Origin of the sequence: Vreelandella titanicae BH1 (genome assembly GCF_000336575.1) — a bacterium.
GTDB classification, from domain to species: Bacteria; Pseudomonadota; Gammaproteobacteria; order Pseudomonadales; family Halomonadaceae; genus Vreelandella; species Vreelandella titanicae.
Genome location: NZ_AOPO01000005.1, coordinates 151,704 through 174,845 on the forward strand (window position 1 = coordinate 151,704; position 23,142 = coordinate 174,845).

The 23,142-nt window shown below is 51.5% G+C and carries 29 protein-coding genes and 1 pseudogene; 19 read left to right on the forward strand and 11 right to left on the reverse strand.

Translation table 11 applies throughout. The features are described from left to right. Positions 1-34 precede the first annotated feature (34 nt). Entirely contained in the window at positions 35-805 is a 771-nt protein-coding gene (locus tag HALTITAN_RS11450; protein ID WP_039859266.1) for an ABC transporter ATP-binding protein, read from the reverse strand. 324 nt (positions 806-1,129) lie between these two features. Here HALTITAN_RS11450 and HALTITAN_RS11455 point away from each other — a divergent pair, with 324 nt between their 5' ends. From HALTITAN_RS11455 to HALTITAN_RS11480, 6 genes are all read left to right on the forward strand, one after another. Further along, positions 1,130-1,807, forward strand: coding sequence for a TetR family transcriptional regulator C-terminal domain-containing protein (locus HALTITAN_RS11455; RefSeq protein WP_022520621.1), 678 nt, complete (start codon positions 1,130-1,132; stop codon positions 1,805-1,807). 10 nt (positions 1,808-1,817) lie between these two features. Beyond that, positions 1,818-3,005: a pyridoxal phosphate-dependent aminotransferase gene (locus tag HALTITAN_RS11460; RefSeq protein WP_039859267.1), complete on the forward strand. Its 1,188-nt coding sequence runs from the start codon at positions 1,818-1,820 to the stop codon at positions 3,003-3,005. Positions 3,006-3,377: 372 nt separating this feature from the next. After that, positions 3,378-3,566 (forward strand): 2-hydroxymuconate tautomerase, encoded by a 189-nt coding sequence (locus HALTITAN_RS11465; RefSeq protein WP_022520619.1) that lies wholly within the window; start codon positions 3,378-3,380, stop codon positions 3,564-3,566. Positions 3,567-3,856: 290 nt separating this feature from the next. Continuing rightward, positions 3,857-4,219, forward strand: a complete 363-nt coding sequence (locus HALTITAN_RS11470) for a DUF1304 domain-containing protein (RefSeq protein WP_027959862.1) — start codon at positions 3,857-3,859, stop codon at positions 4,217-4,219. Positions 4,220-4,338: 119 nt separating this feature from the next. Next, a complete protein-coding gene (locus HALTITAN_RS11475; protein WP_022520616.1) occupies positions 4,339-4,923 on the forward strand; it encodes an HD domain-containing protein in 585 nt (194 codons plus the stop codon). An 89-nt stretch (positions 4,924-5,012) separates the two neighbouring features. Continuing rightward, positions 5,013-5,468, forward strand: coding sequence for a GNAT family N-acetyltransferase (locus HALTITAN_RS11480; RefSeq protein ID WP_027959860.1), 456 nt, complete (start codon positions 5,013-5,015; stop codon positions 5,466-5,468). Between the two features lie 255 nt (positions 5,469-5,723). Here the strand turns inward: HALTITAN_RS11480 and HALTITAN_RS11485 are convergent, their stop codons facing one another. From HALTITAN_RS11485 to HALTITAN_RS11495, 3 genes are all read right to left on the reverse strand, one after another. Beyond that, on the reverse strand, positions 5,724-5,978 hold the full coding sequence (locus HALTITAN_RS11485; RefSeq protein WP_039859268.1) for a Txe/YoeB family addiction module toxin: 255 nt from the start codon (positions 5,976-5,978) through the stop codon (positions 5,724-5,726). Further along, the gene (locus HALTITAN_RS11490; protein WP_022520613.1) at positions 5,975-6,226 is read right to left on the reverse strand and encodes a type II toxin-antitoxin system Phd/YefM family antitoxin; all 252 of its coding nucleotides are present in this window, start codon (positions 6,224-6,226) and stop codon (positions 5,975-5,977) included. Before HALTITAN_RS11490 ends, HALTITAN_RS11485 begins: the two co-directional genes overlap by 4 nt. A gap of 156 nt (positions 6,227-6,382) precedes the next feature. Next, on the reverse strand, positions 6,383-6,622 hold the full coding sequence (locus HALTITAN_RS11495; protein ID WP_039859269.1) for a hypothetical protein: 240 nt from the start codon (positions 6,620-6,622) through the stop codon (positions 6,383-6,385). Between the two features lie 160 nt (positions 6,623-6,782). Between HALTITAN_RS11495 and HALTITAN_RS11500 the strand changes: the two genes are divergently transcribed. After that, on the forward strand, positions 6,783-7,718 hold the full coding sequence (locus HALTITAN_RS11500; protein WP_039859270.1) for a LysR family transcriptional regulator: 936 nt from the start codon (positions 6,783-6,785) through the stop codon (positions 7,716-7,718). Here HALTITAN_RS11500 and HALTITAN_RS11505 read toward each other — a convergent pair. Beyond that, positions 7,685-8,704 carry an NADP-dependent oxidoreductase gene (locus HALTITAN_RS11505; protein WP_039859271.1) on the reverse strand — a complete coding sequence of 340 codons (1,020 nt, stop codon included), beginning with the start codon at positions 8,702-8,704 and terminating at the stop codon, positions 7,685-7,687. The two genes, HALTITAN_RS11500 and HALTITAN_RS11505, sit on opposite strands and share 34 nt — an antisense overlap. Positions 8,705-8,793: 89 nt before the next feature. On the opposite strand from HALTITAN_RS11505, the pseudogene HALTITAN_RS26030 reads away from it, so the two are divergent. Beyond that, positions 8,794-8,988: pseudogene (locus HALTITAN_RS26030) on the forward strand (LysR family transcriptional regulator); the annotation flags it as partial. A 15-nt stretch (positions 8,989-9,003) separates the two neighbouring features. Beyond that, the gene (locus HALTITAN_RS11510; RefSeq protein ID WP_236614956.1) at positions 9,004-9,696 is read left to right on the forward strand and encodes a substrate binding domain-containing protein; all 693 of its coding nucleotides are present in this window, start codon (positions 9,004-9,006) and stop codon (positions 9,694-9,696) included. Between the two features lie 342 nt (positions 9,697-10,038). On the opposite strand, the gene HALTITAN_RS25355 is transcribed toward HALTITAN_RS11510, so the two are convergent. Together HALTITAN_RS25355 and HALTITAN_RS11515 are read right to left on the reverse strand one after the other, a co-directional pair. Then, a complete protein-coding gene (locus tag HALTITAN_RS25355) occupies positions 10,039-10,227 on the reverse strand; it encodes an MntP/YtaF family protein (RefSeq protein ID WP_236614953.1) in 189 nt (62 codons plus the stop codon). 298 nt (positions 10,228-10,525) lie between these two features. Further along, positions 10,526-11,530, reverse strand: coding sequence for a LacI family DNA-binding transcriptional regulator (locus HALTITAN_RS11515; protein WP_039859272.1), 1,005 nt, complete (start codon positions 11,528-11,530; stop codon positions 10,526-10,528). Between the two features lie 269 nt (positions 11,531-11,799). On the opposite strand from HALTITAN_RS11515, the gene HALTITAN_RS11520 reads away from it, so the two are divergent. The 4 genes from HALTITAN_RS11520 to HALTITAN_RS11535 all read left to right on the forward strand — a co-directional run bounded on the left by HALTITAN_RS11520 (position 11,800) and on the right by HALTITAN_RS11535 (position 16,222). Then, positions 11,800-12,717 (forward strand): dihydrodipicolinate synthase family protein, encoded by a 918-nt coding sequence (locus tag HALTITAN_RS11520; RefSeq protein WP_009287219.1) that lies wholly within the window; start codon positions 11,800-11,802, stop codon positions 12,715-12,717. Positions 12,718-12,818: 101 nt separating this feature from the next. Next, positions 12,819-14,090 carry an Nramp family divalent metal transporter gene (locus tag HALTITAN_RS11525; RefSeq protein WP_009287220.1) on the forward strand — a complete coding sequence of 424 codons (1,272 nt, stop codon included), beginning with the start codon at positions 12,819-12,821 and terminating at the stop codon, positions 14,088-14,090. 38 nt (positions 14,091-14,128) lie between these two features. Next, entirely contained in the window at positions 14,129-15,340 is a 1,212-nt protein-coding gene (locus tag HALTITAN_RS11530; RefSeq protein ID WP_009287221.1) for a DcaP family trimeric outer membrane transporter, read from the forward strand. Positions 15,341-15,688: 348 nt separating this feature from the next. Continuing rightward, entirely contained in the window at positions 15,689-16,222 is a 534-nt protein-coding gene (locus HALTITAN_RS11535) for an AAA family ATPase (RefSeq protein WP_009287222.1), read from the forward strand. 36 nt (positions 16,223-16,258) lie between these two features. Here the strand turns inward: HALTITAN_RS11535 and HALTITAN_RS25555 are convergent, their stop codons facing one another. After that, positions 16,259-16,435, reverse strand: coding sequence for a hypothetical protein (locus HALTITAN_RS25555; protein WP_155705713.1), 177 nt, complete (start codon positions 16,433-16,435; stop codon positions 16,259-16,261). On the opposite strand from HALTITAN_RS25555, the gene HALTITAN_RS11540 reads away from it, so the two are divergent. From HALTITAN_RS11540 to HALTITAN_RS11560, 5 genes are all read left to right on the forward strand, one after another. Beyond that, complete coding sequence (locus HALTITAN_RS11540; protein WP_009287223.1) at positions 16,434-17,165, forward strand: AraC family transcriptional regulator; 732 nt, start codon at positions 16,434-16,436, stop codon at positions 17,163-17,165. The genes HALTITAN_RS25555 and HALTITAN_RS11540 overlap by 2 nt on opposite strands. 88 nt (positions 17,166-17,253) lie before the next feature. Beyond that, the gene (gene yddG / locus HALTITAN_RS11545; protein WP_039859273.1) at positions 17,254-18,135 is read left to right on the forward strand and encodes an aromatic amino acid exporter YddG; all 882 of its coding nucleotides are present in this window, start codon (positions 17,254-17,256) and stop codon (positions 18,133-18,135) included. A gap of 206 nt (positions 18,136-18,341) precedes the next feature. Beyond that, positions 18,342-18,869 carry a GNAT family N-acetyltransferase gene (locus tag HALTITAN_RS11550; RefSeq protein WP_039859332.1) on the forward strand — a complete coding sequence of 176 codons (528 nt, stop codon included), beginning with the start codon at positions 18,342-18,344 and terminating at the stop codon, positions 18,867-18,869. A gap of 62 nt (positions 18,870-18,931) precedes the next feature. Further along, the gene (locus HALTITAN_RS11555; RefSeq protein WP_039859274.1) at positions 18,932-19,402 is read left to right on the forward strand and encodes a GNAT family N-acetyltransferase; all 471 of its coding nucleotides are present in this window, start codon (positions 18,932-18,934) and stop codon (positions 19,400-19,402) included. A 76-nt stretch (positions 19,403-19,478) separates the two neighbouring features. Beyond that, positions 19,479-19,961, forward strand: coding sequence for a GNAT family N-acetyltransferase (locus tag HALTITAN_RS11560; protein ID WP_039859275.1), 483 nt, complete (start codon positions 19,479-19,481; stop codon positions 19,959-19,961). Between the two features lie 465 nt (positions 19,962-20,426). Here HALTITAN_RS11560 and HALTITAN_RS11565 read toward each other — a convergent pair whose 3' ends face one another. Beyond that, positions 20,427-21,308, reverse strand: a complete 882-nt coding sequence (locus HALTITAN_RS11565; protein ID WP_009287226.1) for a helix-turn-helix domain-containing protein — start codon at positions 21,306-21,308, stop codon at positions 20,427-20,429. 168 nt (positions 21,309-21,476) lie between these two features. Between HALTITAN_RS11565 and HALTITAN_RS11570 the strand changes: the two genes are divergently transcribed. Next, complete coding sequence (locus HALTITAN_RS11570) at positions 21,477-22,373, forward strand: DMT family transporter (RefSeq protein ID WP_009287227.1); 897 nt, start codon at positions 21,477-21,479, stop codon at positions 22,371-22,373. 107 nt (positions 22,374-22,480) lie between these two features. On the opposite strand, the gene HALTITAN_RS25560 is transcribed toward HALTITAN_RS11570, so the two are convergent. Both HALTITAN_RS25560 and HALTITAN_RS11580 read right to left on the reverse strand, forming a co-directional pair. Continuing rightward, positions 22,481-22,711: a hypothetical protein gene (locus tag HALTITAN_RS25560; protein WP_039859276.1), complete on the reverse strand. Its 231-nt coding sequence runs from the start codon at positions 22,709-22,711 to the stop codon at positions 22,481-22,483. Further along, complete coding sequence (locus HALTITAN_RS11580) at positions 22,708-23,121, reverse strand: hypothetical protein (protein WP_039859277.1); 414 nt, start codon at positions 23,119-23,121, stop codon at positions 22,708-22,710. Before HALTITAN_RS11580 ends, HALTITAN_RS25560 begins: the two co-directional genes overlap by 4 nt. Positions 23,122-23,142: the final 21 nt, after the last annotated feature.

The window sequence follows — 23,142 nt, forward strand, 5'->3', positions numbered from 1 at the left end:
ATTGTCTGCAGGAGTGGTGGGATATCGGTGGCGGTCAGGCCACCGAACTGATGAATTGCTTCAAATGTGGTGAGCGAGGGTCACCAAAAATCTGATCAGGAGGGCCCTGTTCTTCGATTATGCCCTCTCGCAGGAACACCACATGTGTGGCCACATCACGCGCAAACGCCATCTCGTGAGTCACCAGCAGCATGGTGCGATGCTCGGCTGCTAGGTCACGAATCACGGATAGCACTTCGCCGACCAGCTCCGGGTCGAGTGCTGATGTGGGCTCATCGAACAGCATGGCCAGCGGGTCGACGGCCAACACGCGAGCAATCGCTGCGCGCTGCTGTTGCCCGCCGGACATGACGGCCGGATATATGTCTTTCTTGCTGCCAAGTCCCACTCGGTTGAGTAGTTCCTCAGCGCGATGAATGGCCTCGTCGCGCTTCATGCCCAACACATGAATAGGCACCTCGATCACGTTTTCCAGAACCGTACGGTGTGGCCACAGGTTGAAGTTCTGGAAAACCATGCCGAGGTGAGCGCGAATACGCTGAACCTGGCGACGGTCTGCGATTTCAAGACCGCCATGGCGGGCGTCCTTCATGCGATAGGGTTCACCCTGGATAGCTATCTCGCCCGAGGTCGGGCGCTCCAGCAGATTAATGCAGCGAAGTAGTGTGGACTTTCCCGAGCCTGATCCACCAATGATGGCGACGATATCGCCTTGGCATGCGGTCAGGGAGATGCCCTTGAGGACCTTGAGAGAGCCAAATTGTTTGTGAAGATCACGGATCTCTATTGCAGGTACGTTTGCCATTGATTGTCTCGTCTCTGGGGGCGCCCATCTGCCTCCCGGAGGGGAAACATCTTCATCATTTAGCAGGCGCTTGCAATTAGTTCCTTGTTATACGACAGTATAACTGTAAGCCAAGTACGGTCAGATTCAAAGCATCAATGTTCAACGAAAGGTGAGTCGATTGCTGTTGGTGATCGACTGTTGAGGCAGGTTTTGTATTGATCTCACAAGGTTATTCAGTTGCTTAACTTATGTGCTGGAAACAATGCGAAGTAGATCCTGTGAAGTAATTTACGTGGCATTAAATGCCTAGGCGGATGTTTCTTAGCGGAAACGAAGGGAATTATGAGTAGGAAATCATTTCAGCGCTGGTCTATGGATGCACGGCGGCGCAGCTTACTCGAAGCCACGCTGCACTGTATTGCTGAGCACGGAATGAATGGTGCCAGCGCGCGTCGTGTGGCCGAACGTGCAGGGGTAACGGCTGGGCTGATTAGGCATTACTTCGGCTCTAAAGATGCCATGGTGAGTGCTGCTTATGCCTACCTGATTGGCCAACTGACGGGTGAAGCCGAGGAATCTTCTGAGCAAGCGGGCGAAGTGCCAGAGCGGCGCTTGGCACGCTTTATCGTCGCTAACGTAACCTCGCCGAACCTGTCGTCTCGAAAGGTCGCACTGTGGGCAACCTTCATTGGTCGCGTGCGAACCGAGCCGGAATATTCCGATATCCACCGCGAAAGCTATCGAGAATTCCTGGCTTTGCTGGAAACATTGATCCATCCGGTACTTTTAGCGCTGGAGCGTCCGGCAGACCCCGTTACCTGTAAACACTACGCTATTGCGCTGAATGCGCTGATTGATGGCCTGTGGCTTGAAGGGGGGCTGGGTCACGGCCTATATGACACAGCGTTGCTACCTAAGATCGCGTTGAGCGCCGCCGAAGGCATTCTAGCGCTGCCCAATAACACACTGATGCAGTATGTCGCTGTCGACAAATCGTCTTCTCAACCCGCAACACAATAGGGATTTATTCATGCGCTACGCAGCGATTACCGACCGTCTTTATGAACTTGGCGGTGACAAATGGGCGGTGCACAATGCCGCCAGAGCGCATCAAGCCAAAGGCAAAGAGGTCATTGAACTGAGCATCGGTGAGCCGGATATCACCACAGATCCGGCTCTTGTCGAACACTGCATCAATGCTTTGCGGGCGGGGCGAACGCGCTATTCTAACGGGCGTGGTGAACCGGGATTGGTCGATGCGCTTATCGACACCTATGCACCACGCCTTCCTTCTATCAGCGAAGAGAACGTGCTGTGTTTTCCCGGCACCCAAACTGCATTGTTCGCTGTCATTCTGGCACTGGTCGGTGAAGGCGATGGTGTGTTGAGTGGCGACCCGTACTATGCCACCTATGAAGGGGTTATTCGCGCGGCAGGTGCGCATTTACAACCGGTACCGCTGCGTATGGCGAATAGTTTTATCATGCAGCCCGATGATCTGGCCGACGCTATTACTCCGGAAAGTCGGGTGCTAATGCTCAATACTCCGCACAATCCTACCGGCGCGGTGTTGGATCGTAAGACCTTGGTGCAGCTGGGCGAGCTGTGTATCAAGCACGATTTGTGGATTCTCTGTGATGAGGTTTATGAAGCGTTGATTTTCGACGGTGATTTTGTCTCACCGCTGGAAATCGACAGCCTACGAGAGCGAACCGTGGTGGTGTCATCGATCTCCAAGAGCCATGCGGCAACTGGTTTCCGTAGTGGTTGGTCAATTGGGCCGGTGGAGTTCTCGCGCCGCTTGCTGCCCATCTCTGAAACCATGTTGTTTGGCAACCAGCCATTTATCGCTGACATGACCGAGGTAGCCCTGCGCCAGCATTTCGATACCGCCGAGCGTCTGCGCGAAGCGCTGGGACGTCGCGCCAAACTACTGCACGAAGCCATCAGCCAAATCCCCATGCTGTCTTCAAGCCTGCCCCAGGGCGGCATGTTCCTGATGATCGATATCTCCAAAACAGGTATGGACGGCGAGGCCTTCGCTTGGCGCCTTCTCGAAGAGCAGGGTGTGGCGGTGATGCCGGGCGCTTCCTTTGGCGAGAGTGCTACATCTCTAATTCGGCTGGCGCTGACAGTGCCGGATGAAGTGTTGATGCAGGCGGTCGACAGGTTGGCAGCGCTTTGTCGAAGCCTGGAAGGGCATCACCTTGAGGCGTAACAGACAAGATATAAGAATGCGTTGACTGTGATATTTAACCCCCTACTCCGGTGTCTGCACAGGCAGTGCATTAGCCGGATCAGGTTTAGCGGGATCAGCGCTTGGCAGCAAAATGCTCACCTTGCGCGATCTCAGCCTGATATCACCGGCACCCCGTCAAGCTTTTTGTTGGTGGAGTGCAGGAGGCGGGTGGGGGAAATGCAAGGGGAAGGTTGATACTGCCGAATTAGGCTTTGCTTGGTTGTGAAAGAGTGGAGTAGAGTCAAGATATAGTTGATAGAACTTCAGTGGAAGAGCCGTCAGGTTGAATAAGGTTGCTCAGGGTGCCTCATTTAAACCTATATATATCTTTGATTTTATTAGGAGATCTATATGCCAATCGTAACCGTTCAGCAGTCTCCAGGCAGGACTAAAGAGCAACGTGAGCTCTTAGTTAAGCGTATAACCGAAGCATTTTCAGAAGCATATGGAACCAGCCCTGAAGCAGTAACAATCTTCCTGCAAAATTTTGATGATGAGCATTGGGCCAAAGGTGGGAAGCTACATTCTGATCGTTCCTGAGTAGCTTCCCCCGATATGGACAATGGTGATCAGTGGGGCAGGTCGAGATATTGAATCCGTATAGCGTTTGACTCTGAGGGTAGCCTTCACCCGCTCCATCAGTTTCATAGGGGCCGCTCCCTACAAAATGTGTGCTTATATACAGCGTTGTCGAGTTGAGCAAAACGCGCAAGCACCCGAATCTTGGGTGTGCTGCCGAAATTTTCTTTGCCACCTGAAGAATCAATGGGGTAGAGTTAATTTTGATGGCTACATAAGCTCAATTATGTCTCAAAAGTAGGTAAGTGCACATGGCAATGATTACTGATTTGGTAGTGTTATTGGTAGCTTTGCTCCACGGATATTTCTTGATATTGGAGATGTTTCTTTGGGATAAGCCGATGGGCCTTAAAGTCTTTGGTCATTCCAAAGAGCAAGCCGCAACGACAAAAGTTTTGGCATCGAATCAAGGTCTTTATAACGGTTTTATTGCAGTCGGTCTTTTGGTTGGTATCTTTCAAGGTGCGGCAGGATACGATTTCAAGTTATATTTTTTGGCGTGCGTTGTTGTGGCCGGAATCTACGGTGCAGCAACAGCAAACCGGAAAATTCTATTTGTGCAGGCGTTGCCAGGAGCAATTGGCTTGCTTTTAGTTCTTTTCGCTAATCATTAAGTGCAGGTTCGCCATAACAATTCGCATCAGTACGCGGCCTGCGGCCGCCGGATACCCTTTCCAGGGCTCCTTCGTCACCATTTCAAGGTCGCCGCTGTGCACGGAGTTAGGAGAAGTACGTGACCAAAAAAGTCACTCAGATATCGGAATTTTTACTTCAGTTTGATGCGTTAAAATCGGTAAACCGCAAAACCTACATCAACGGTGGAGAGCGAGTTGAGAACTCAGCAGAACATTCGTGGCACCTGGCGATGGCTTGCTGGGCTTTTGCAGAGCAGTCACAGGAAGACTTTGACCTCTTAAAATTACTCAAACTGGCCCTGGTGCATGATCTTGGTGAGATTGGTGCAGGAGATACATTTCTCTATAGCGCAAACCGCAATGATGCCCACATTGAAGAGCGTAAGTATATCGAGAAACTGGCTTCTCATCCCGGTAACCCAATCGGAGATCTTCCGGAGCTCTGGGAAGAGCAAGAGTCTGGGGAAACTAAGGAAGCAAGGCTTCTCAAAGTCATCGACCGTCTATTACCTTTTCTGCACAATGTAACGAGCGAGGGCCGTGCCTGGAGAGACCATGGCATACGGAAGAGCCAAGTGCTGAAAATGCATGGGTTCATAGAGCAGGAAAACTCAGAAATATACGACTGGTTTATTTCAAAGGTTGAGTACGCCGTGGATCAAGGCTGGCTAAAGAACTCCTAACCAGGTCCGTCACGGCGACGCCTTCATTTCGTAGCCGCGCGTGCTGAACGGCGTTAGATCTACAACCAAACACTAAAATGGAGCTCCTAATGAAAGTTGCATACAGGATGGCAACACCTGACGATGCGGCCGAATGCATTGCCTTGAGAGGAAAGACGAGAGAAAACGCTTTCTCTGTCGAACAATTGGAAGAACTCGGTATTACTTTAGAGAGCTGGAAAGCAGGAATTAGCGATGGCTCCTTACCTGGTTACGTTGGTGTTAGTGAAGGAAAGATTATTGGCTATTGCTTCGGTGATAGCGAAACCGGAGAAATTGTTGTTTTGGCACTATTGCCAGAATATGAAAGTAAAGGTGTTGGCAAAGCACTATTGAATAAAATGATTGAGTCTTTCAACTCTTTCGGGTTTGAACGACTTTTCCTCGGGTGTTCATCCGATGCGAAAGCTCGTTCATATGGCTTTTATCGACACCTAGGCTGGCGTTCAACTGGTCTATTTGATGATGCGGAAGATGAGATACTTGAATACTTCCCTAATAAATAGTGAGGTCATATTGGCACCATCCAACAAGTGGTTCAAACCGTTCGCTGTGCTCGCTGGGACGGGCTAAAGCCCACCCCTTAACAAAACGTTATGGCACACGATTAAATTAACTGACTCAAAGCTCAGCGTCATAACAAAGCGTTTAAGAGTGAATCGCAACGCTTGGCATTTTCAGCTCAAGGCTGGGTGTCGTTTTTACGGCACAATGTTTTAGGTTAGGTGGCAGCGTTGCTTACACCTTAATGCTGCGTTAAATCAGTAGTGATATCGGAGTTGGGCAATTAGCAAAGCGTCATCCGTGACTTTGTAAACCATTCGGTGTTCTTCGTTGATTCGCCGAGACCAATAACCGGCGAGACTGTGTTTGAGAGGCTCTGGTTTGCCGACCCCTTCAAATGGCTCTCGGTTGGTCTCTTTGATTAACTTGTTAATTCGGTTAAGAATCTTCTTGTCGGTTTTCTGCCAGTACAGATAGTCTTCCCAGGCGCTCTCGGAGAAGATTAGTTTCATTCAAGAAGTTCCTTCTCCTGACCACCACCTTGTTCCAATTCGGCAACGGATTCCAGCAAACGGCGGGCGTTCTTAGGTGCGCGCAGAAGATAGGCTGTCTCTTGCAGCGCCTCATAGTCTTCGAGAGAGATCATTACCACGGATTGCGCCTTGCTTCGGGTGATGATCATAGGTGAATGGTCTTCACAGACCTGCTCCATGGTTTTTGCTAGATTGGTTCTAGCGGCTGTGTAGCTGATAGCATCCATAAGGTTGCTCCTGTACAGGATGTTGTTAATGTACAGGATATAGTACGTAGTGAGGTTTGACAATCAACTGCACAGCGCTCGGTTTTCCGCCGCTTTGCGGATTCGAATCCATTGGAAAGTTACGCGTGTTGGCAGCTTGTTTGCTAATGCGTTGTCTCAACGCAGACGCCATAGCTTTTCGATACGTCGTACCATCGCCTGGATTACCTGTCGTCGAGCTTCTTGCTGATCCAGCCGCACACGCTCAAGATCAACGCCTCCCCGCCCATCGCGGTATCTGGAAGGGATGCTTCCCTTGAGCAAATTGCCGGCACTTCCTTCTGGCACGGCATCGTTATCGCAGCGGGCTAACGAGCCGTGGTGGTGAAAGTTCTGCACTTTTGTTGAGTTCATCATGCGCCTGACCTCCATCATATCGTCCCTGTTCCCGGGGCGATTGGGTTATCTCATGGGTTCAGGTGCATGCTAATCTTGTTCTAAGCTGCAAGGTATTCCATGAAAGTGAGAATTAACTTTGCAAAAACGAACAGGTAAAAATCTCAGGCAACCTTCTGCCATGACACAGAAAACCAGGAGTCACCTAGCGTGGAACGACTTTGAGGTCGTCCTGGCAATCGCAACTGCAGGTTCGCTGTCGGGTGCCTCACGCGCCTTGGGCGTCAGTCACGCTACGGTTTTCCGGCGGCTGGGTGATATCGAACAGCGCCTTGGTGTTTCTCTTTTTGAAAGAAGCCGAACCGGTTACCGGCCAACGCTTGCTGGAGAAGAGCTCGCTGAAACCGCCAGAATCATGGATGAAGCAGCCTTGGCCGCCGAGCGTAAAGTCGCTGGGCGCGACTTGGAGCCGAGAGGGGAAATCTGGCTCACCACAACGGACTCTTTGTTGATGGGGCTGCTCTCTCCTCTGTTCACGCAGTTTCAGCATAAATATCCAGGCATCGTGCTGGACGTCGCCGTATCCAACCAGCTATTCAATCTGACACGCAGAGAAGCTGACGTCGCCATCCGCCCGTCCAATGCTCCTCCTGAAAATCTGATTGGGCGACCGCTGATGGCCATAGGGCAGGCGGTCTACGGACATCGAAGCCTCAATCTGTCACCAGGAGCTTCCATCAAGGCCCTTGCTAGCCAGCCCTGGATTGGTGCTGGTCCGCGATTGCAGGACTCAGCACTGGATCAGTGGATGGACAACAACGCGCTGAAAGCGGCCTGTGTCTACCGTGTCGATACGCTGGTCAATATACTCAGCGCTGTTAGCTCCGGTATGGGGCTGGGTGTTCTGCCCTGTTATTTGGCGGACGAAGATCCGGACATTATCCAGCTCACTGATCCCATCCCCGAGCTGGAATACGGTTTGTGGTTTCTGATGCACCCGGATCTACGAGGCGTAGTGAGGATTCATGCCTTGATGGATTTTCTGACAGAAATGGTTCGCGCTCAGAAACAACGCTTGGCCGGTTACTGTTTAACGACAAGCACGACCTTACCTTGAATGCCGCCTTGCATAGCTCTCTGGTGCGCAGCCGATGCTTCTGCCAACGAATAGGTACTGTCGATCACGATCCGAATGGTACGGTCGTCGAGCAAGCGACTGGCCTGCGCCAGCAGCATTCCGTTTGAGTGCACCTGTAGTGAGGAAACCGTAATCCCTAGCTTGTCGGCTTCATCCCTGGCAGAAAAGCCCAAGGGGTTGACCAGAAAAAGCGAACCGCCTGGTTTAATAATGCTGAGCAAGCGCTCCATGTTCGGGCCACCCACAGCGTCAAGCACCAGATCCACATCATGTGCGACCGTTTCGGCGGCTGCCTTGGTGTAATCAATGAAGTCGTCAGCACCCAGTTCGTGAAGAAGCCCTTCATGCTTGCCTGAGGCAACCGCGATCACACGCGCCCCTTTCCATTTAGCGACTTGAACCGCTAGATGCCCCACGCCACCGCCAGCCCCATTGATCAAGACGGTCTTGCCTTGGAGCGGGACAGGCACATGCCGAAATGCCTGGAATGGATTGGGTAGGTCATTACCAGGATCAACCAGAAACTGCCAGACAGTAAGCAGTGACATTGGGGCACCTGCTGCCTCGACATGAGAAATGCCCTTTGGTTTCAACGCTAGGTGGCTTTCAGGAACGCTGACATATTCGGCATAGGCGCCGCTGCCCGTCATCAGGTCTTCGGGGAAACGCACCATTACAAAGACGTGGTCACCTACGCTGACCTTGGAAACCTCGTCGCCAATGGCAGCAACGACCCCTGACACATCAGTGCCTAATGTCAGCGGGAAGTTGGGGCTAGGCTGCCATTCTGGAGGTAGCGCCCGATAGCCGTCGCGCAGGTAAAGGTCTGGTGGGTTAAGACTTGCCGCATGAACTTGGATAAGCACTTCACCGGCTTGTACTTCGGGTCGGGGCGTATCTTCGTAAAGCAAGACCTCTGGGCCGCCGAAACTATGCAGCTGCACTGCTTTCATCATGTCGTTCATCACAACCTCACTCAAGAATAGTCACATGGCAAATAGTAAGGAAGTTCCTTATCATTGATAATGGTGCGTAGATTCGTTTTAATAATTCCATGAAGGAACAAATCGGATTGGAACGCCTCACGGGGCTTATCGCATTTGCACGCGCCGGCTCCTTAGGCAGCTACACCGCTGCGGCGCGCTCGTTGTCTGTTTCGCCCTCTGCGATAAGCAAAAGCATCCAGCGGTTGGAGCGTCACTTCGGCGTCTCTCTTTTCACTCGTACGACACGATCGCTGTCTTTCACGGCCGAGGGCCGCGACTTGCATGGACGTGTGCTAGAGCTGTTGCGCCAGGCAGAAGAGATAGAGCAGGTAGTGAAGTCTGCTCGTTCCGAGCCCGCAGGCACGTTACGAATTGCGGCATCACTCCCATTGGGTCTGCATCTGATTGCTCCTGCTATTACGGATTTTCGAACGCGCTACCCGAAGGTAACGATCGACCTGCGGCTGAGCGACCATATCGTCGGTATGGTTGAAGAGAGCATTGATCTTGCAGTGCGGATCGGTGAACTTGCGGATTCGTCACTTTTGTCCAGGCGGCTCTCACCTTACAGGCTCTCTTGCTACGCTTCGCCAGACTACCTGGCTAGGTATGGTGCTCCCGAGCATCCAGATGAACTGGTGGGGCACGAAACGATCAATTTGCGCTACCAAAGTACGGGGCAAATGTTTCGCTGGCCGTTCCGGATCGGCGAGAAGGAGATCGAAATAGTGCCATCTTCCCCTGTTATCGTTGATTCAAGCGAAGCCGTCATAGCTGCTATGGCCACGGGTGCAGGTATCGGGATGGTTGCAAGTTTCATGGCTGCCCAGCGGGTTAGGCGAGAGGAACTGGTACCAATCCTGCCCGACTTCGATGTAGAGCGGCATAATATCATTGCGCTATGGCCACAGAGTCGTAGCACCAACCCCGCTGTACGCGCCTTTATCGATATGTTGATCGAACGACTTTGAACAGCTTTGTGTCGTTTCGGTGAGCGCCATTTTGACGGCGGCTGCTGGCCGAAAGCTCACCAGGATTGTCGTTCTCCGTTCCTTTGCGTCAGCGATCCGAGCCACGACAGCTACCCTGGGAATTTGCCGCTACAGTGCCAATAGCCCTGTGGTCTGGCGCAAAACCAAATGCCAGTTCGAACGGATGGTTACCTGCCAGTCTCCATCCATAGGAGGGAAAAACTTTCTGACCAAGGGAATCTATAAATACTCTGAAACAGTGGGGGCTGACTCACGCCAAGCAAAACTGTCGTTGCAATGCCTATTGCAACTTTGGCTACAGCTCAAGAAACGGCAGCATTACTAAAACTGAGTGCCATCCCAATCAACACTACGCCGCCAATGAGTTTTGCCCAATGGCCCAACATATTTACCGAGTTTGTGGTCTAGTAGCGCTTCTATGGAGACCATCACTGTGATGGCTAAGCCAATGGCGAGGCTGGCGGTGATGATGTTCACATCAATGAATACGAGGCTGGTGTCTATGTTCACGGCGTCTAGGCCAGTGATGGAATGCAGGGCAATACACGTTATGGTAGGAAAGCTCGTTTGATTAAACTAGGTGCGTAAAATAACTTACTTAAGTGTAAGGTTAGGATGCTGAGTAGCGCTGGATTCTATCAAGTTCTTCTCTGATGATAAGCAGTTAATGAAAAAGTAAATATTTTTATAAATGTAGGGCGTATACTATTTGCTAATGAGTATCTAGTGAATAGCCCTCTGCCATAATTTAGATTAGCATTAGGAGGGCTCTCAGAGTAATAGCTTAATACTGCGTACTCATGATTTTTTATATATGTCGGACTGATGATGATCTTGGGATCAAACTAGGCATAGCCACTCTATTGATCGGCGAGCCAGAGTGTTTATCGCTTAGCAGTAAGTCGACAGCCTGTTGTGCAATATAGTCAAAAGGTATGTATACAGACGTGAGCGGCACAGGTAGGCGACTGGCAAGAGGGATATCGTTATATCCGACTAATGAAAGCGTTTTGCCCACCTCAATGCCAAGCCTATGTGCAGCAGCCATCACGCCAATAGCGAGGTTATCGTTGACTGCAAAAATGGCTGTTGGTTTCTCATTCTGTGAGAGCAGAGCCAGCCCTGCTTCCTCGCCAGCTTCGATTCCATAGCCTGACTCGATAATCCATGGCTCACGCACAGCAATCCCTGATTCGCTCATTGCTTTGCGAAAGCCTTTTTGTCGGTCGCGAGCGCTAGAGGTAAAGCTAGGGCCTGCAACAAGGCCAATGTCACGGTGCCCCAGGTCGATGAGGTGCCGAGTAGCAAGGTATCCACCTTGAATATCGTCACCCAAGGCAGAAGGACTTTTACCATCGGTACGAAGCACCAATGAGTGCGGAACTCCCCGGTCACGCAGTTGAGATGGTAATTGGTCATCAAGTCGGCTGGTAGCCAAAATTAGGCCATCCACACGTCGATTGAGAAGCAATTCAACCGCTTGACGCTCGCTTTCAGGATCGTCACCACTGGTTGCTACGATAGCGAAATAGTGACGTTCTTGAGCAACTTTAGAGATCGCTTCGTAGATAAGAGCCATGACTGTATCGCTCAGTCGGGGCACCAGTACACCGATAGTGCCTGTACCACCTCGCCTCAAGCTGGAGGCAAGAATGTCACGCTTATAGCCGAGTTCTTCCGCCGTTTTTTTAACCCGTTGAGCGGCTGGGCTATTGGAAGGCGGAAGGCGCTCATCAAGAACGCGAGAGACTGTAGACGTGCTGACGCCCGCGGCTTTGGCAACGTCTTGCATAGTTATAGGCTTACCGTGCATGAATATATTATTCCATGACGTGAGGTGGATTACTGAACCTCTGTGTTGGCTCGCATAAACAGGCATTTAGGCGAACCATTCTATCGGTTTTACAGCGATCTTATAAGCGATATGACGCTAACCCCACTGATTTACTATTAGTTTGCTTTCCGTAGCCACACATCATTTGTGAGTCGTAGACTAACGTCTAATTTTCGATGTGGTGTATTTGGTGAAAGGATTGCAATCGTTCCCAGGAACGATAACACAACCATATAAGAGGAATCATCATGTCTCTCGATCTCCGAGGTTTGACCCCCGCGCCGGTTACTCCTTTCACTCGCGATGGCGAGGTTGATTTTGCTGCAATCAAGAAGCTTGGCTCTTGGTTGGGCGGCATCGACGGCGTGAAAGGTCTCGTTGTTCTTGGCCACGCTGGTGAGGGTACATTCATGACCTCTGACGAGCAGAGGCGCGTTATTGAGGCATTTGTTGAATCGGTAAAAGGTGAGATACCTATTATCGCGGGCATCACTCGCGAAGGTGACCATGTTGCAGCCGAAGAAGCAAAACGTGCTGTCGAGGCGGGCGCATCTGCTGGTCTAGTCTACCCATCTCATGGCTGGCTCAGGTTTGGTTATCAGGAGGGAGCGCCTCAAGAGCGCTATCGCCGCATTCATGAGGAAAGTGGGTTACCGCTGATTCTTTTCCAGTATCCGGACAACACGAAAGCCACTTACAACCTCCAGACGCAGCTTGATATTGCGGCCCAACCTGGTGTGTTTGCGATGAAAAATGGTGTTCGCAATATGAAGCGCTGGGATACTGAAATTCCTGTCATTCGCGCTGAGCATCCGGATCTACAAATTCTGACTTGTCATGATGAGTACCTGCTTCACACCATGTTTGATGTCGATGGTGCGCTAGTTGGCTATGGCTGTATTGCACCGGAGCCTTTGATCGAACTGATCAAAGCTGGAAAAGCCAAGGATTATGCCAAGGCGCGCGAATTGCATGATCGCCTCCTGCCCGTTACCAAGAATGTCTATCACCGTGGTTCGCATATGGAAGGAACTGTGGCTCTGAAGTGGGCCCTAGTAGCCCGGGGGATTCTTGATCACGCTACTGTGCGCTCTCCGCTCCGTCCGCTTGCCGAAGGCGCAGATCGTGAAATTGCTGCTGCTATGAAACAAGCCGGGTTAGCCTAACCGAGATTGACTACTCCTTAGGCGCTGGGCGTCCCCGAACGGTGATGCCAATGAGGCATCACCTTATGCATCCTAAATAACAAATTTAATAGGAGCGTAGGATGAGTATGAATACCAAACATGATTCAGGGCCACTTTCCCCTGCGACAAACAACGCTCGAAATCGGTTTTCTCTGACGTTGCCGCAAATGCTTGCGCTAATGGGGCCTGCTTTTGTCGCTGGCGCTTGGCGTTTCGGACCCGGTGCGCTGACATCCGCTGTCCAGGCAGGCAGCCAATATGGCTACATGCTGCTTTGGGTAATTCTTGTGTCTGCAGTGCTAATGTTTGTGTTTAATGATATGGCCGTGCGATTGGGCCTTGCATCTGGTGACTCGGTGGTTCAAGTCACCAAGCAAAAACTTGGTCGCCCAATCGGTGTCATGGCTGGCTTCGGTGTTTTCTCTATCACTTTGATGTTTGCTGTAGGCAATGCCGTTGGCTCTGGTTTAGCGCTAAGCCTGCTTTTAGGAGGTTCGGTAGTAGGCTGGACGCTCGCTAGCACTGTAGCGGTAGGCTTATTAATAGCCATGCGGAATACTTATAAGGCGATGGAGCGCTTGTTGGTCGCTTTGATTGGGCTTATGTCTGTAGGTTTTTTAGCATCAACCATACTGAGTGACCCAGATTGGGCAGCTGCTGCGCAAGGTCTTATTCCCAAATTTCCTGCTGAGGCCAGCGTTCTTTTAATTGCTTTGATCGGTACAAATTTCTCCATTAACTCAGCTTTTTATACTGGCTATGCCATCCATGAAAGAAAGCTGAATAGGCAGCAGTACCGAGCTATTACGTTAATGGATACTCTCCCGGGGAATGTAGCAACCGCATTTATGGCGATGCTCATCATCATTGTAGCCTCAGCGGTACTTCACTCCACTGGTACTGTAGCTACGACTTTTCCACAGCTGGCAAGCGTATTGGAGCCACTGGCTGGAAAGGTGGGTGCGGTACTGTTCAGCCTTGGGTTCTTCGCAGCAGCCTTTTCATCAATGGCGGCAAATGCTTCTGCGGGAGGAACGCTATTAGCGGATGCGTTGGGCTGGAACAGCAGTTTATCCGGATGGAGAGTCAAGCTGCTTGTATATGGGGTGTTGGCTTGGGGAGCGACGGTTGCTGTGGTGGCGAAAGGTTCTCCCATTGAGCTAATTATCATCGCTCAAGCCCTAACCGTCCTAGTAGCACCTTTTTTGGGAATTATTCTCTTTCTTTTGACAAGACGTGAAGATGTGATGGGGGATCTAAAAAATGGCCCTCTACAAACCACGCTTGCTCTAGTGGGGTTGGTGACCATTTTCGCAATGTCTTCTCAGCTTGTCTTTAGGCTCCTGGGTTAAGTTGAAAATAAAAGTATTACAAATATAGAGATAAAGATATGAATAAGTTTTTGTTGTGGTGCAGAGTGTTTCCTTTCTTAGGCTATTCTTTTCTATTCGTTACTCCTTCTGTATTTGCAATTGATTATGATGTGAATGGAACCAACGTTTCTTTATACGGTTACGCTAAGCTTGATGTGATGTATGACATTGGTGACGTTAAGACCGGAAATAGTAGTGGCATGGGCGATAGTGTGAACTTCTCTAAAATTGCTGTGGATGGCCAACCAAATACAAGTGGGCATTCGAATCTGCATGCTAATGAGTCACGCCTGGGTATCCGGACTACAACGCCGACAGAGAAAGGTGACTTGTTTACCAATATCGAGGGCGATTTTTTCTTCGGTAATCTCCGGCTGCGTCAGGCCTATGGCTCATGGAACGGTATTACGGCAGGACAAACGTGGAGCAATTTTCACACCTTTATAAGCACTACTCCTACGCTTGATTTTACTGGCCCCGCAGGTCGCGATGCATTCCTTCGACAAGCACAACTGCGGTATTCAGTAGGTAGTTTTCATGTTGCTATTGAGGATCCGAGCGGTGCCATGTCTGGCAACTCTTTTGACGGAGGCTACGATGCAGTAACCGGTGGTAGATCCATTGCTGGTACTGATGTTGATCGTAAAGATGGTTTGCCAGACATTACGCTTCGGTACGAATCATTGGCTGGTGCATTACGCTGGGCATCAGCTGCCATGATTCGAGAAGTGGCCTTTGACGATGGTGCAGCAAAGGACTCAAAGATCGGGTGGGGAGCTTTTGTCGCGGCTAATTACGCTCTTACGCCAAATACGACGTTGCGTGGTCAAATAACCGGCGGTGAGGGGATTGGGGCTTACATGAAAGTAAACCCGGCACCCTCAGCTTATCGAGCAGGCAACGAGCTAGAGACCATCTTTGCATGGGGGGGAACGATTGGCATTAGCCACGATATAGGCCCTGGTGCTTTCAACGTTTCATACTCACTTGTTAATGCAGATTGGGATAATGCCGAGCGCGATGGCGTTTCTCTTGTTAATACTGGTAGTTCAAGTGAGTTCATAAGCGCTTATGACGAAGAGCGTGAACTTGTGCACATTAATTACCAATGGAGTCCTGGTCATAACGTAACCTACGGAATTGAGTTGGCTCATGCTGTACGGCATACTGTGGATGGCCGTAGTGGAAGTGTCGATCGTCTACAAGGGAGTGTTATCTATCGGTTTTAACCTGCGGCTTCGGCCTGAATAAAAAGTTGTAATTGATTATATGTCTATGGCTAGTTGTGCGTATAGTGATCTGAACCTTGCTGCATCGTAAGGTTGCTTTAAGCGTTAGTATTTTTGCTAACGCTTTTTTTAGTTAATTGGGCTAGAAAAGTCTTTAAAAAGGAGCACTGCGTTGATATAAATATCTAACATCTACGCCAACAGAGTACACCTATGAAACATGGTGTTTTGTGCGAGTGGGCGAGCAGCTAGATGAGATCATGGGGGAGCCTGGGCTTTTATTGTGTTGGGGGAGACAGCATCTCACTCAATAGCGTTTTTCCTTGTCTGCTGTAGGGCGTTAATAATATGAACCATCTATTCGTACTCACCGGTGGCCCCGGTGGTGGCAAAACTGCTCTCCTTGATGCCCTAGCGGAGCGGGGCTATCGCGTTGTACCTGAGTCTGCCCGTAGCATCATCAAAGAGCGGTTGGCGGCGGAGCTATCACCTCGGCCAGACCCGGTCGCTTTCGCTCAGGATATTCTGAAATCCGATATTGAAAAGTACCGAAGTGTCGCTGTTGGCGAGCAGGCCACGTTCTTTGATCGTGGGGTGCTGGATGCGCTGTACATGCTTGATGCGGAGAGCGCGTTGTCACGGGCGGACATCGCCAACTATGTTCAACTGTTCCCCTATAATCCCGTTGTTTTTCTTCTGCCGCCATGGGAAGACATTTACGGTACAGATTCAGAGCGTGATCAAACGTTCGAGGAGTCCCTCAAGGTATTCGAGGGGATGAAAAGCTGGTATTCGCAATGGGGTTACAAAACGCTGGAAATGCCGCGTGGCACTATTGATGAGCGCGTGAAGTTCGTTTTACAGCATGTAAATAGCCTTTAAATTGTCATTGTTGTTGACGGTTTTCTTCCCCACGCTTTACCAAGACTGCTGAACTACAGCATCATCACTATCGATATGCGCCGAGCCAAGAGAATCCTCTCGCTGGATGCCACCTCCATCCACCAAGCGAGCGTTGCCTAAAAACGCACAGCCTAAGGCTGGGGGAATCAGGTCAAGGAAGTGAATATGCCCACGACTACTGAGTAAGGTCATGAAATATCCAGATATTGGCCTGCACATACGTACCTATGATGATGAAGTGAAAAGTCACTCCCACGACCATCATCAACTGGTATTGCCCCTGGTCGGCACGCTGTTTCTGTCAGTAGATTCCATGGCGGGGGAGGTGGCACAGCACCGTGCGGCCATCATCCCTTCAGGAAGCGGCCATGGGTTTGCTGCAACAGAAGATAATCGGTTTTTGGTGGCCGATTTGCCTGAGGGGCTGGCTCCTGCGCTAGATAAGCTGCCTTGTTTCGTGGAGCTTGATTCGGCTTTGCGCCATTACGTCCAGTTCCTACATGCTCAGGTCATGAGCGGGGCTGGAGCGGATGCTACCCAGCATCACATGATGCTATTGCTGTTACAACTGCTGCAGGAGCGCCATGGAAGTCAATTGAAACTGGATCGCAGGGTTCACGCGGCAAAACAGTTTCTGGATGATCACTTCCACCAACCTATTTCCATGGCTGAGGCTGCTAACGTGGCCCATTTGAGTATTCGGCAGTTGAACGATCTTTTTCGCCATCAGGTGGGCATGACGCCTCATCAATACCTCACAGAAGTGCGAATGAAAGAGGCGTTTCGGCTTCTGGAACAGTCAGGCCTCAGCGTTCAGCGGGTGGCTGATGCGGTAGGCTACTCGTCGTTATCGGCCTTCAGCGACCGCTTCAGACGTCACTTTGGCAAACCGCCTAGCCACTTCCGCCGTCTCTCGACATAATTCCGCCAGGATTCAAAAGATCCTCATTGATGCCATGGATACGCTCTCCCGCAACCGCTAACGCATGAGAATCTCGGGGGAGAGTGACATGGCAACCGTGAATGCCGCTACCTGGATCGGATCCATTTCCGTTCTGCTTTGGGGTACGTTGGCTTTGCTGACCAAGCTATCCGGCGGAGATATTCCAGAGTTCCAGCTGATGGCCATGACTTTCGGCATTGCGTTTCTGTTGATGGGTGGGCGTTGGATCTTGGCTGGTCATACGGGCGTTCGGTATATACGCCAGTCGCCGTTTGCCTGGTGTATCGGTATCGTCGGGTTATTCGGTTATCACTTTGCATATTTCAAGGCGATGACGCTAGCACCGGCGGTGGAAGTCAGCCTGTTGGCTTACCTCTGGCCGCTACTGATCGTTCTGCTGTCTGCCCTATTACCGGATGAGAGGATGCAAGCTCAGTCTATCGTTGGCGCCTTGGTGGCGCTGGTGGGTTGTTGGTTGTTGATCAGCCGAAATGCAGGCGGATTTGCTTGGGAGAACCTGCCCGGTTATCTGGTAGCGCTGGCGTGTGCATTGATTTGGTCTTCTTACTCCGTGCTCAGCAGATTGGTGCGTTCAGTGCCAACCGATGCCGTCGGTTGGTTCTGCGGCGTGACGGCGCTGCTGGCTTTAGGGTGCCATATGCTGTGGGAAAAGACGGTGTGGCCGGATGGCTTGATGCAATGGGTAGGCGTGGTTGGGCTGGGCCTCGGGCCGGTTGGAATCGCATTTTTTACCTGGGACTATGGCGTCAAACACGGGAACATCCAGCTACTTGGCACCCTAGCCTACAGCGCGCCACTCATTTCGGTGGTGCTACTGATCCTGGCGGGATACGGCGAGGCCACGGTGGCCGTATTGAGTGCCAGCGTGCTCATCGTCATTGGTTCTTTGATCGCAAGTCGCGCGAAGCATCGGGGCGCGCAGCGCTAGAAATGATGGCAGACTGATAACGCTGGTGCTGCAAAAGACGACTTGCTGGCGTTATCGCCAACTCCGTTAAGGCAGAAGTGGTCACCGAGATTCAGCGTTAAAGCGGATAAGTAGTTGGTTGCAGGGGCGTGGTATAGCAAAACGTCATGGCAGCGGTTAGCCTAAACGGTTTGTTGATGACGCTCATTGAGCAAATAGGCGCAGCCATGGAACATTCATCCGCAGTCACGCTGGCGTTGGCAGACGCATCGGCATTTGATGCGTTCAAGCAAGAGTTAAAAGCCTCGTTTAGCGTGGCGGTAGAAGAGACCTTTGGCGCGGTGGAGCCGAGCTTGATTCCCTCTGACTCAGATATTGAGAACTCTCTTAATGCGCCAGATGCCATGGTGCATCACATCCTTTTAGATGGCGTTAAAGTGGGGGGCGCGATTGTAGTCATTGACGAATCCACCCAACACAACTCGCTGGACTTGTTCTATCTCTTGCCCAGCACCCACGGACGTGGCGTGGGCTACCGTGCGTGGAAAGCCATCGAGCAGGCGTACCCCAAGACGCGGGTATGGATGACCCATACGCCTTACTTCGAAAAGCGAAACATCCACTTTTATGTCAACAAGTGTGGTTTTAAGATTGCCTCCTTTTACAACCGCTATTACCTCTTGCCGGATGATGAGGAGGCAGGCAGTAAGGCACACAAGCTAGAGTTTTTTGGATTCGAAAAAGTCATGATGTAAGCCCCAGAAAGGGCGAGTATGAGCCGATAGCAACGGGCTCTCAAAGAAAAAAGGACTTTAGAATGACCGTAAGAGCAGCAGAAAAAAACGATATTGCCGCCATCGCCGAGGTGTACCAAGCGTGTTTCCCCCGTGAGAAAAATCACGTGCTGTGGATTGAGTCGTCGTTTAACACCTATCCACGGGGCGTTTACTACGTGGTGGAGGTGGAAGGCCAGGTGCGTGGCTATATCCTTTGGTGCGTTAAGAACGGCTTTCGGGAAAAAAGCATCATCGAGCTGGAGCAAATCGGCATTCACCCGGAAGCAGCAGGTAGGGGGCTGGGTAAGCGGCTCATTGTGGAGTCGCTAGCGCCGTTCAAGGCCCACGTGCGTCGCCAGGGCTGCGATGTGGGGGCGGTGATGGTGACCACCTCGGAAGGCAACTTCGCAGAGAAGCTGTATCAATCCACGCTGGGAGTCTCCCGCGCGGCCGTGATTAGCGGCTATGGGGCTGGAGATGAGGTGATCTTATATAACGCCAGCGTAGAGTAGCGCGAGAGCGGTTGCGTGCGAATTGGTGACGCAGCAAGCGGAACACAAACATTATTACAAGATACGGAGGTAGGTAATGTCAGGAGTGGAAATCCGGCAAGCTACCATTGAAGACTCGGCTTTAATCCATAAATTTGTCATAGAACTTGCGACTTATGAAAAAGCAGAACATGAAGTGTTAGCGACAGTCGCGGATATAGAAAACGCTTTGTTTGGCGATAATACGACGACTAAGGCCGTTATCTGTTATTTCAATAACGAACCTATTGGCTTTGCGGTCTATTTCTTCAATTTCTCAACATGGCTCGGTAAGCATGGGCTATATCTTGAAGATTTGTACGTTACTCAAAAATATCGTGGCGTCGGGGCTGGCAAAGCACTTTTGAAGTATCTTGCTAACATTGCAATATCGAAAAAATGCGGCCGTTTCGAGTGGAAGGTACTTGACTGGAATGAACCTGCGATCCAGTTCTATGAGTCAATAGGCGCAAAACCGCAAAATGAATGGATAGGCTACCGTTTGACAGGAAAAGCGCTTGAAGACTTTGCAGTTAGTTAACAAGATATAACAAGTCGCAGCAGTTCGCGTCCGGTGGCCGCCCTTTCCTTGGCTTCTTCTTCGCCACTCCATAGGGCGAAACCCTGGAACATGATAAGGGCTAGGCCCAGCGTGGTAACTGCTGTGGGGGCGGCATGAATGCCGAACACTTCCGCCAGGTGCCAGGTGCCAGGTGCCAGGTGCCAGGTGCCAGGTGCCGCCGCTTAGCGGCGCCATCAGCGGCATTATGATCAGGCCGAAGAGGCTGATGGCTATACCTATAGCAACTGGTGAGTTTGTTGCGCGTGGCGCGTTATCCATTCCCCATCCCGTTAACGCCATCAATACCAGCAGCATGGCCTGGGCAATGAAAGCGTCTCCAATATAGCCCCCGGCCCAGTTGAGCGCTGCATAGCGCTGAAAGAAAAACGCGACGGCGACAAAGTCCTAAAGCGGGGCGGGTAGCAGGCAGTCTTCGTAAGAATCCTAGCTACGTTGTTGCGTCCGATACTCAGTAGGACTGACACCTGTCTCTGCGCGAAAGCGGTTGCTGAAATGACTGCTGGAGCCAAAACCGCAGCGTAGTGCGATCTCAGTCATATTTAGCGATGTTTCCGCCAACAAGTATTGCGCCCGGATAAGACGACGGTGCAGCACATAGCGATGTGGTGGGTAACCAGTGGCTTGTTTGAACATGCGGGCGAAGTGGTAGTCACTTAAGCCAGTGATACCCGCCATGCATGCCAGCGTAAGGGGTTGGTTCAGGTGATGCTCAATGAACTCCACCACTCGTTTTAATTGCCACGCAGGTAGTCCACCGGTTGGGCGCAGAGTTGGCAGTCGGTGCTGGCTATAGTGGCGTAGGGTGTGTATCAATGCCGTTTGGGTGGCGGAATCCAGCGCTAATTGATCCAGCGGGTCTTGCCAGTTGCTCTGGCCAAGGGTGGTGCAAAACAGCTGAGTGAGCAGGGCATCCTGGGCGAAGTCGATTTCGTCCAGTTGCACGCTTCGGCCATCTTTATCCCATACCTGTTCGATCAACTGACTCAGGTGAGTGTCGCTGAAATAGAAATGCAGTAGTGAGATAGGCCCATGCACGTCCCAACTTGTGATCAGATTGGCGGGCATTAAACACACGCTATTGCTGGTCTCGCTGGCAATGGTTTGTGATCCCTGCCTGCGTAGGGAGTTCTCCGCGCCGTTCAGATAAACGCTCAGAGTGTGGTGGTTTGAGTGAATTTTCTCAATACGGTCTTCTTGGTTACTCCAACGGGCCAGCGCCATGCCATTTTTTAGCTGGGTGCTACTTACTAGACGCGCCTGCGTCTGTTTCATCCTGGGATAGTGGCTCAAAGTGTCGGTGAACATGGGCGGCTCCTGGGAACTGCGTTAACAGTACTCAGGCTCAGCACGAAACTCAATTCAGCAAACCATTCAACCGCAAGAATAGACAAACTGGCGCAAACGCAGGCAAGCTAGCCAGCCGGGGTGAGCCGATACTATGGCTGACACTAACCACTCTGGGAATGGCAAGCCATGAATAGTCTTCTGTATATCTCAACAGTTCTTATCTGGGGCTCGACCTGGCTGGCTATCGCTTGGCAAGTGGGCGAGGTGGCGGTGCCGGTCTCGGTATTCTATCGTTTTCTCATCGCCGCGCTGGTGCTGTTGGCCGGGCTTACATTGTTGCGCCGACGCCAGGCTCTGCATACCAGGGATCATCTTTTCTGCCTGTTGCAGGGGGGCTGTGTCTTTGGTTTGAATTTCTACTGCTTCTATACCGCTGCGGGTTATCTGCCCAGCGGCCTAATTGCCATCCTGTTTTCTATGTCGATACTGTTTAATGCGGCCAATGGCTACCTGTTCTTTCGCACACCGGTTCCGCGGGTATTTTACCTGGCTTTGGCCCTTGGTCTGCCGGGCATGGCGCTGATTTTCTGGCAGGATCTGGTCACAGTTGAGGCTACGTGGGAACTGCTGGGCGCCATTGGTTTGACGTTGCTGGGTACCTACGGGTTTTCGCTGGGTAACATGGTGTCGGTCAGGCACCAGCGATGCGGCTTGAAAATCAACACCACCAACGCCTTTGCTATGCTGTATGGGGGGATGTTGATGGGGCTGATTGCCTGGGCTCAGGGAGCCAGTTTCAGCCTGCCAGCGGAACCGAGATATCTAGGTGCCCTGGTTTATTTGGCGGTAATAGGATCGGTGGGAGGCTTTGGTGCCTACTTTATGCTGGTCGGCCGTATTGGTGCCGGTAAGGCGGCTTATGCGACGGTATTGTTTCCTTTGGTTGCGCTGGCGCTGTCAACGGTGTTCGAGGGTTACCAGTGGCATGCGGATGCACTTATAGGGTTAGCAATGATTGTGAGTGGCAACCTGCTGATGTTTAATGCCCATCGTTTGGTTTGGCGGTGGCGGCAGCCTGTTTAGTGACTAATAAAGAGGGCACTGCATTTCAGTTGCGGTGGTTGGAGGCGCCGAGCCATACATGGGCGAAGAGTCGATCAGTCCGCCGTCATGCTCGAAGAATGCCTTAACTACTTCGGTACGCACATCGAGCAGCTTCGGATCACTGCCAACGTTGAATGTTCGCCAAGTGCCCATGCCGATAATGGCAGCGTTTTGTCCGTGCCCGCAAAGGTCTTCTGTTGCATCCCGCCCGTGTTGGCAAGAAGTGATACGGTTGGGAGCGTCATGGCGGTGAGCGTGGTGCCGATGAGCGTAAGGCTTTGTCTGCGCGTGATGCGATGCTTGATGTGATGCTTCATAGCGGTCGCTCCTTCAGGTTTTTTTGAATCGGCACCGTGGCAGCCAACACCAGCACAAAGCATGTCAGCACAAATACCTTATTCACAAACCAGTTGGTACGCCAGATCGACCACTCAGGGTCGGCGAGAAAACGGACGAACAGGGTACAGATGACGAGGATTTCAATGACGGACATGCCCACCGCCAATGCACGCGTATAGCTAGGCCGTTCGAGCAGCGCCCAACCTAGCCAAACGTGCGCCAGTGGCCATAGATCCCAATAGATATGCCTTGCCCAGGGCTCGCCGTATGCCAGCCCGTACCCAATGGGAAACAGGTATTTAATGAACAGCGTCCACGCCGCCAGAATAAACAGCAGGTGGGCGAGAAAGCGAATCCAGGCGTTTGGTTGTGGGGCGGGCAGTGACATGACATCACTCCAGTGCTGGGC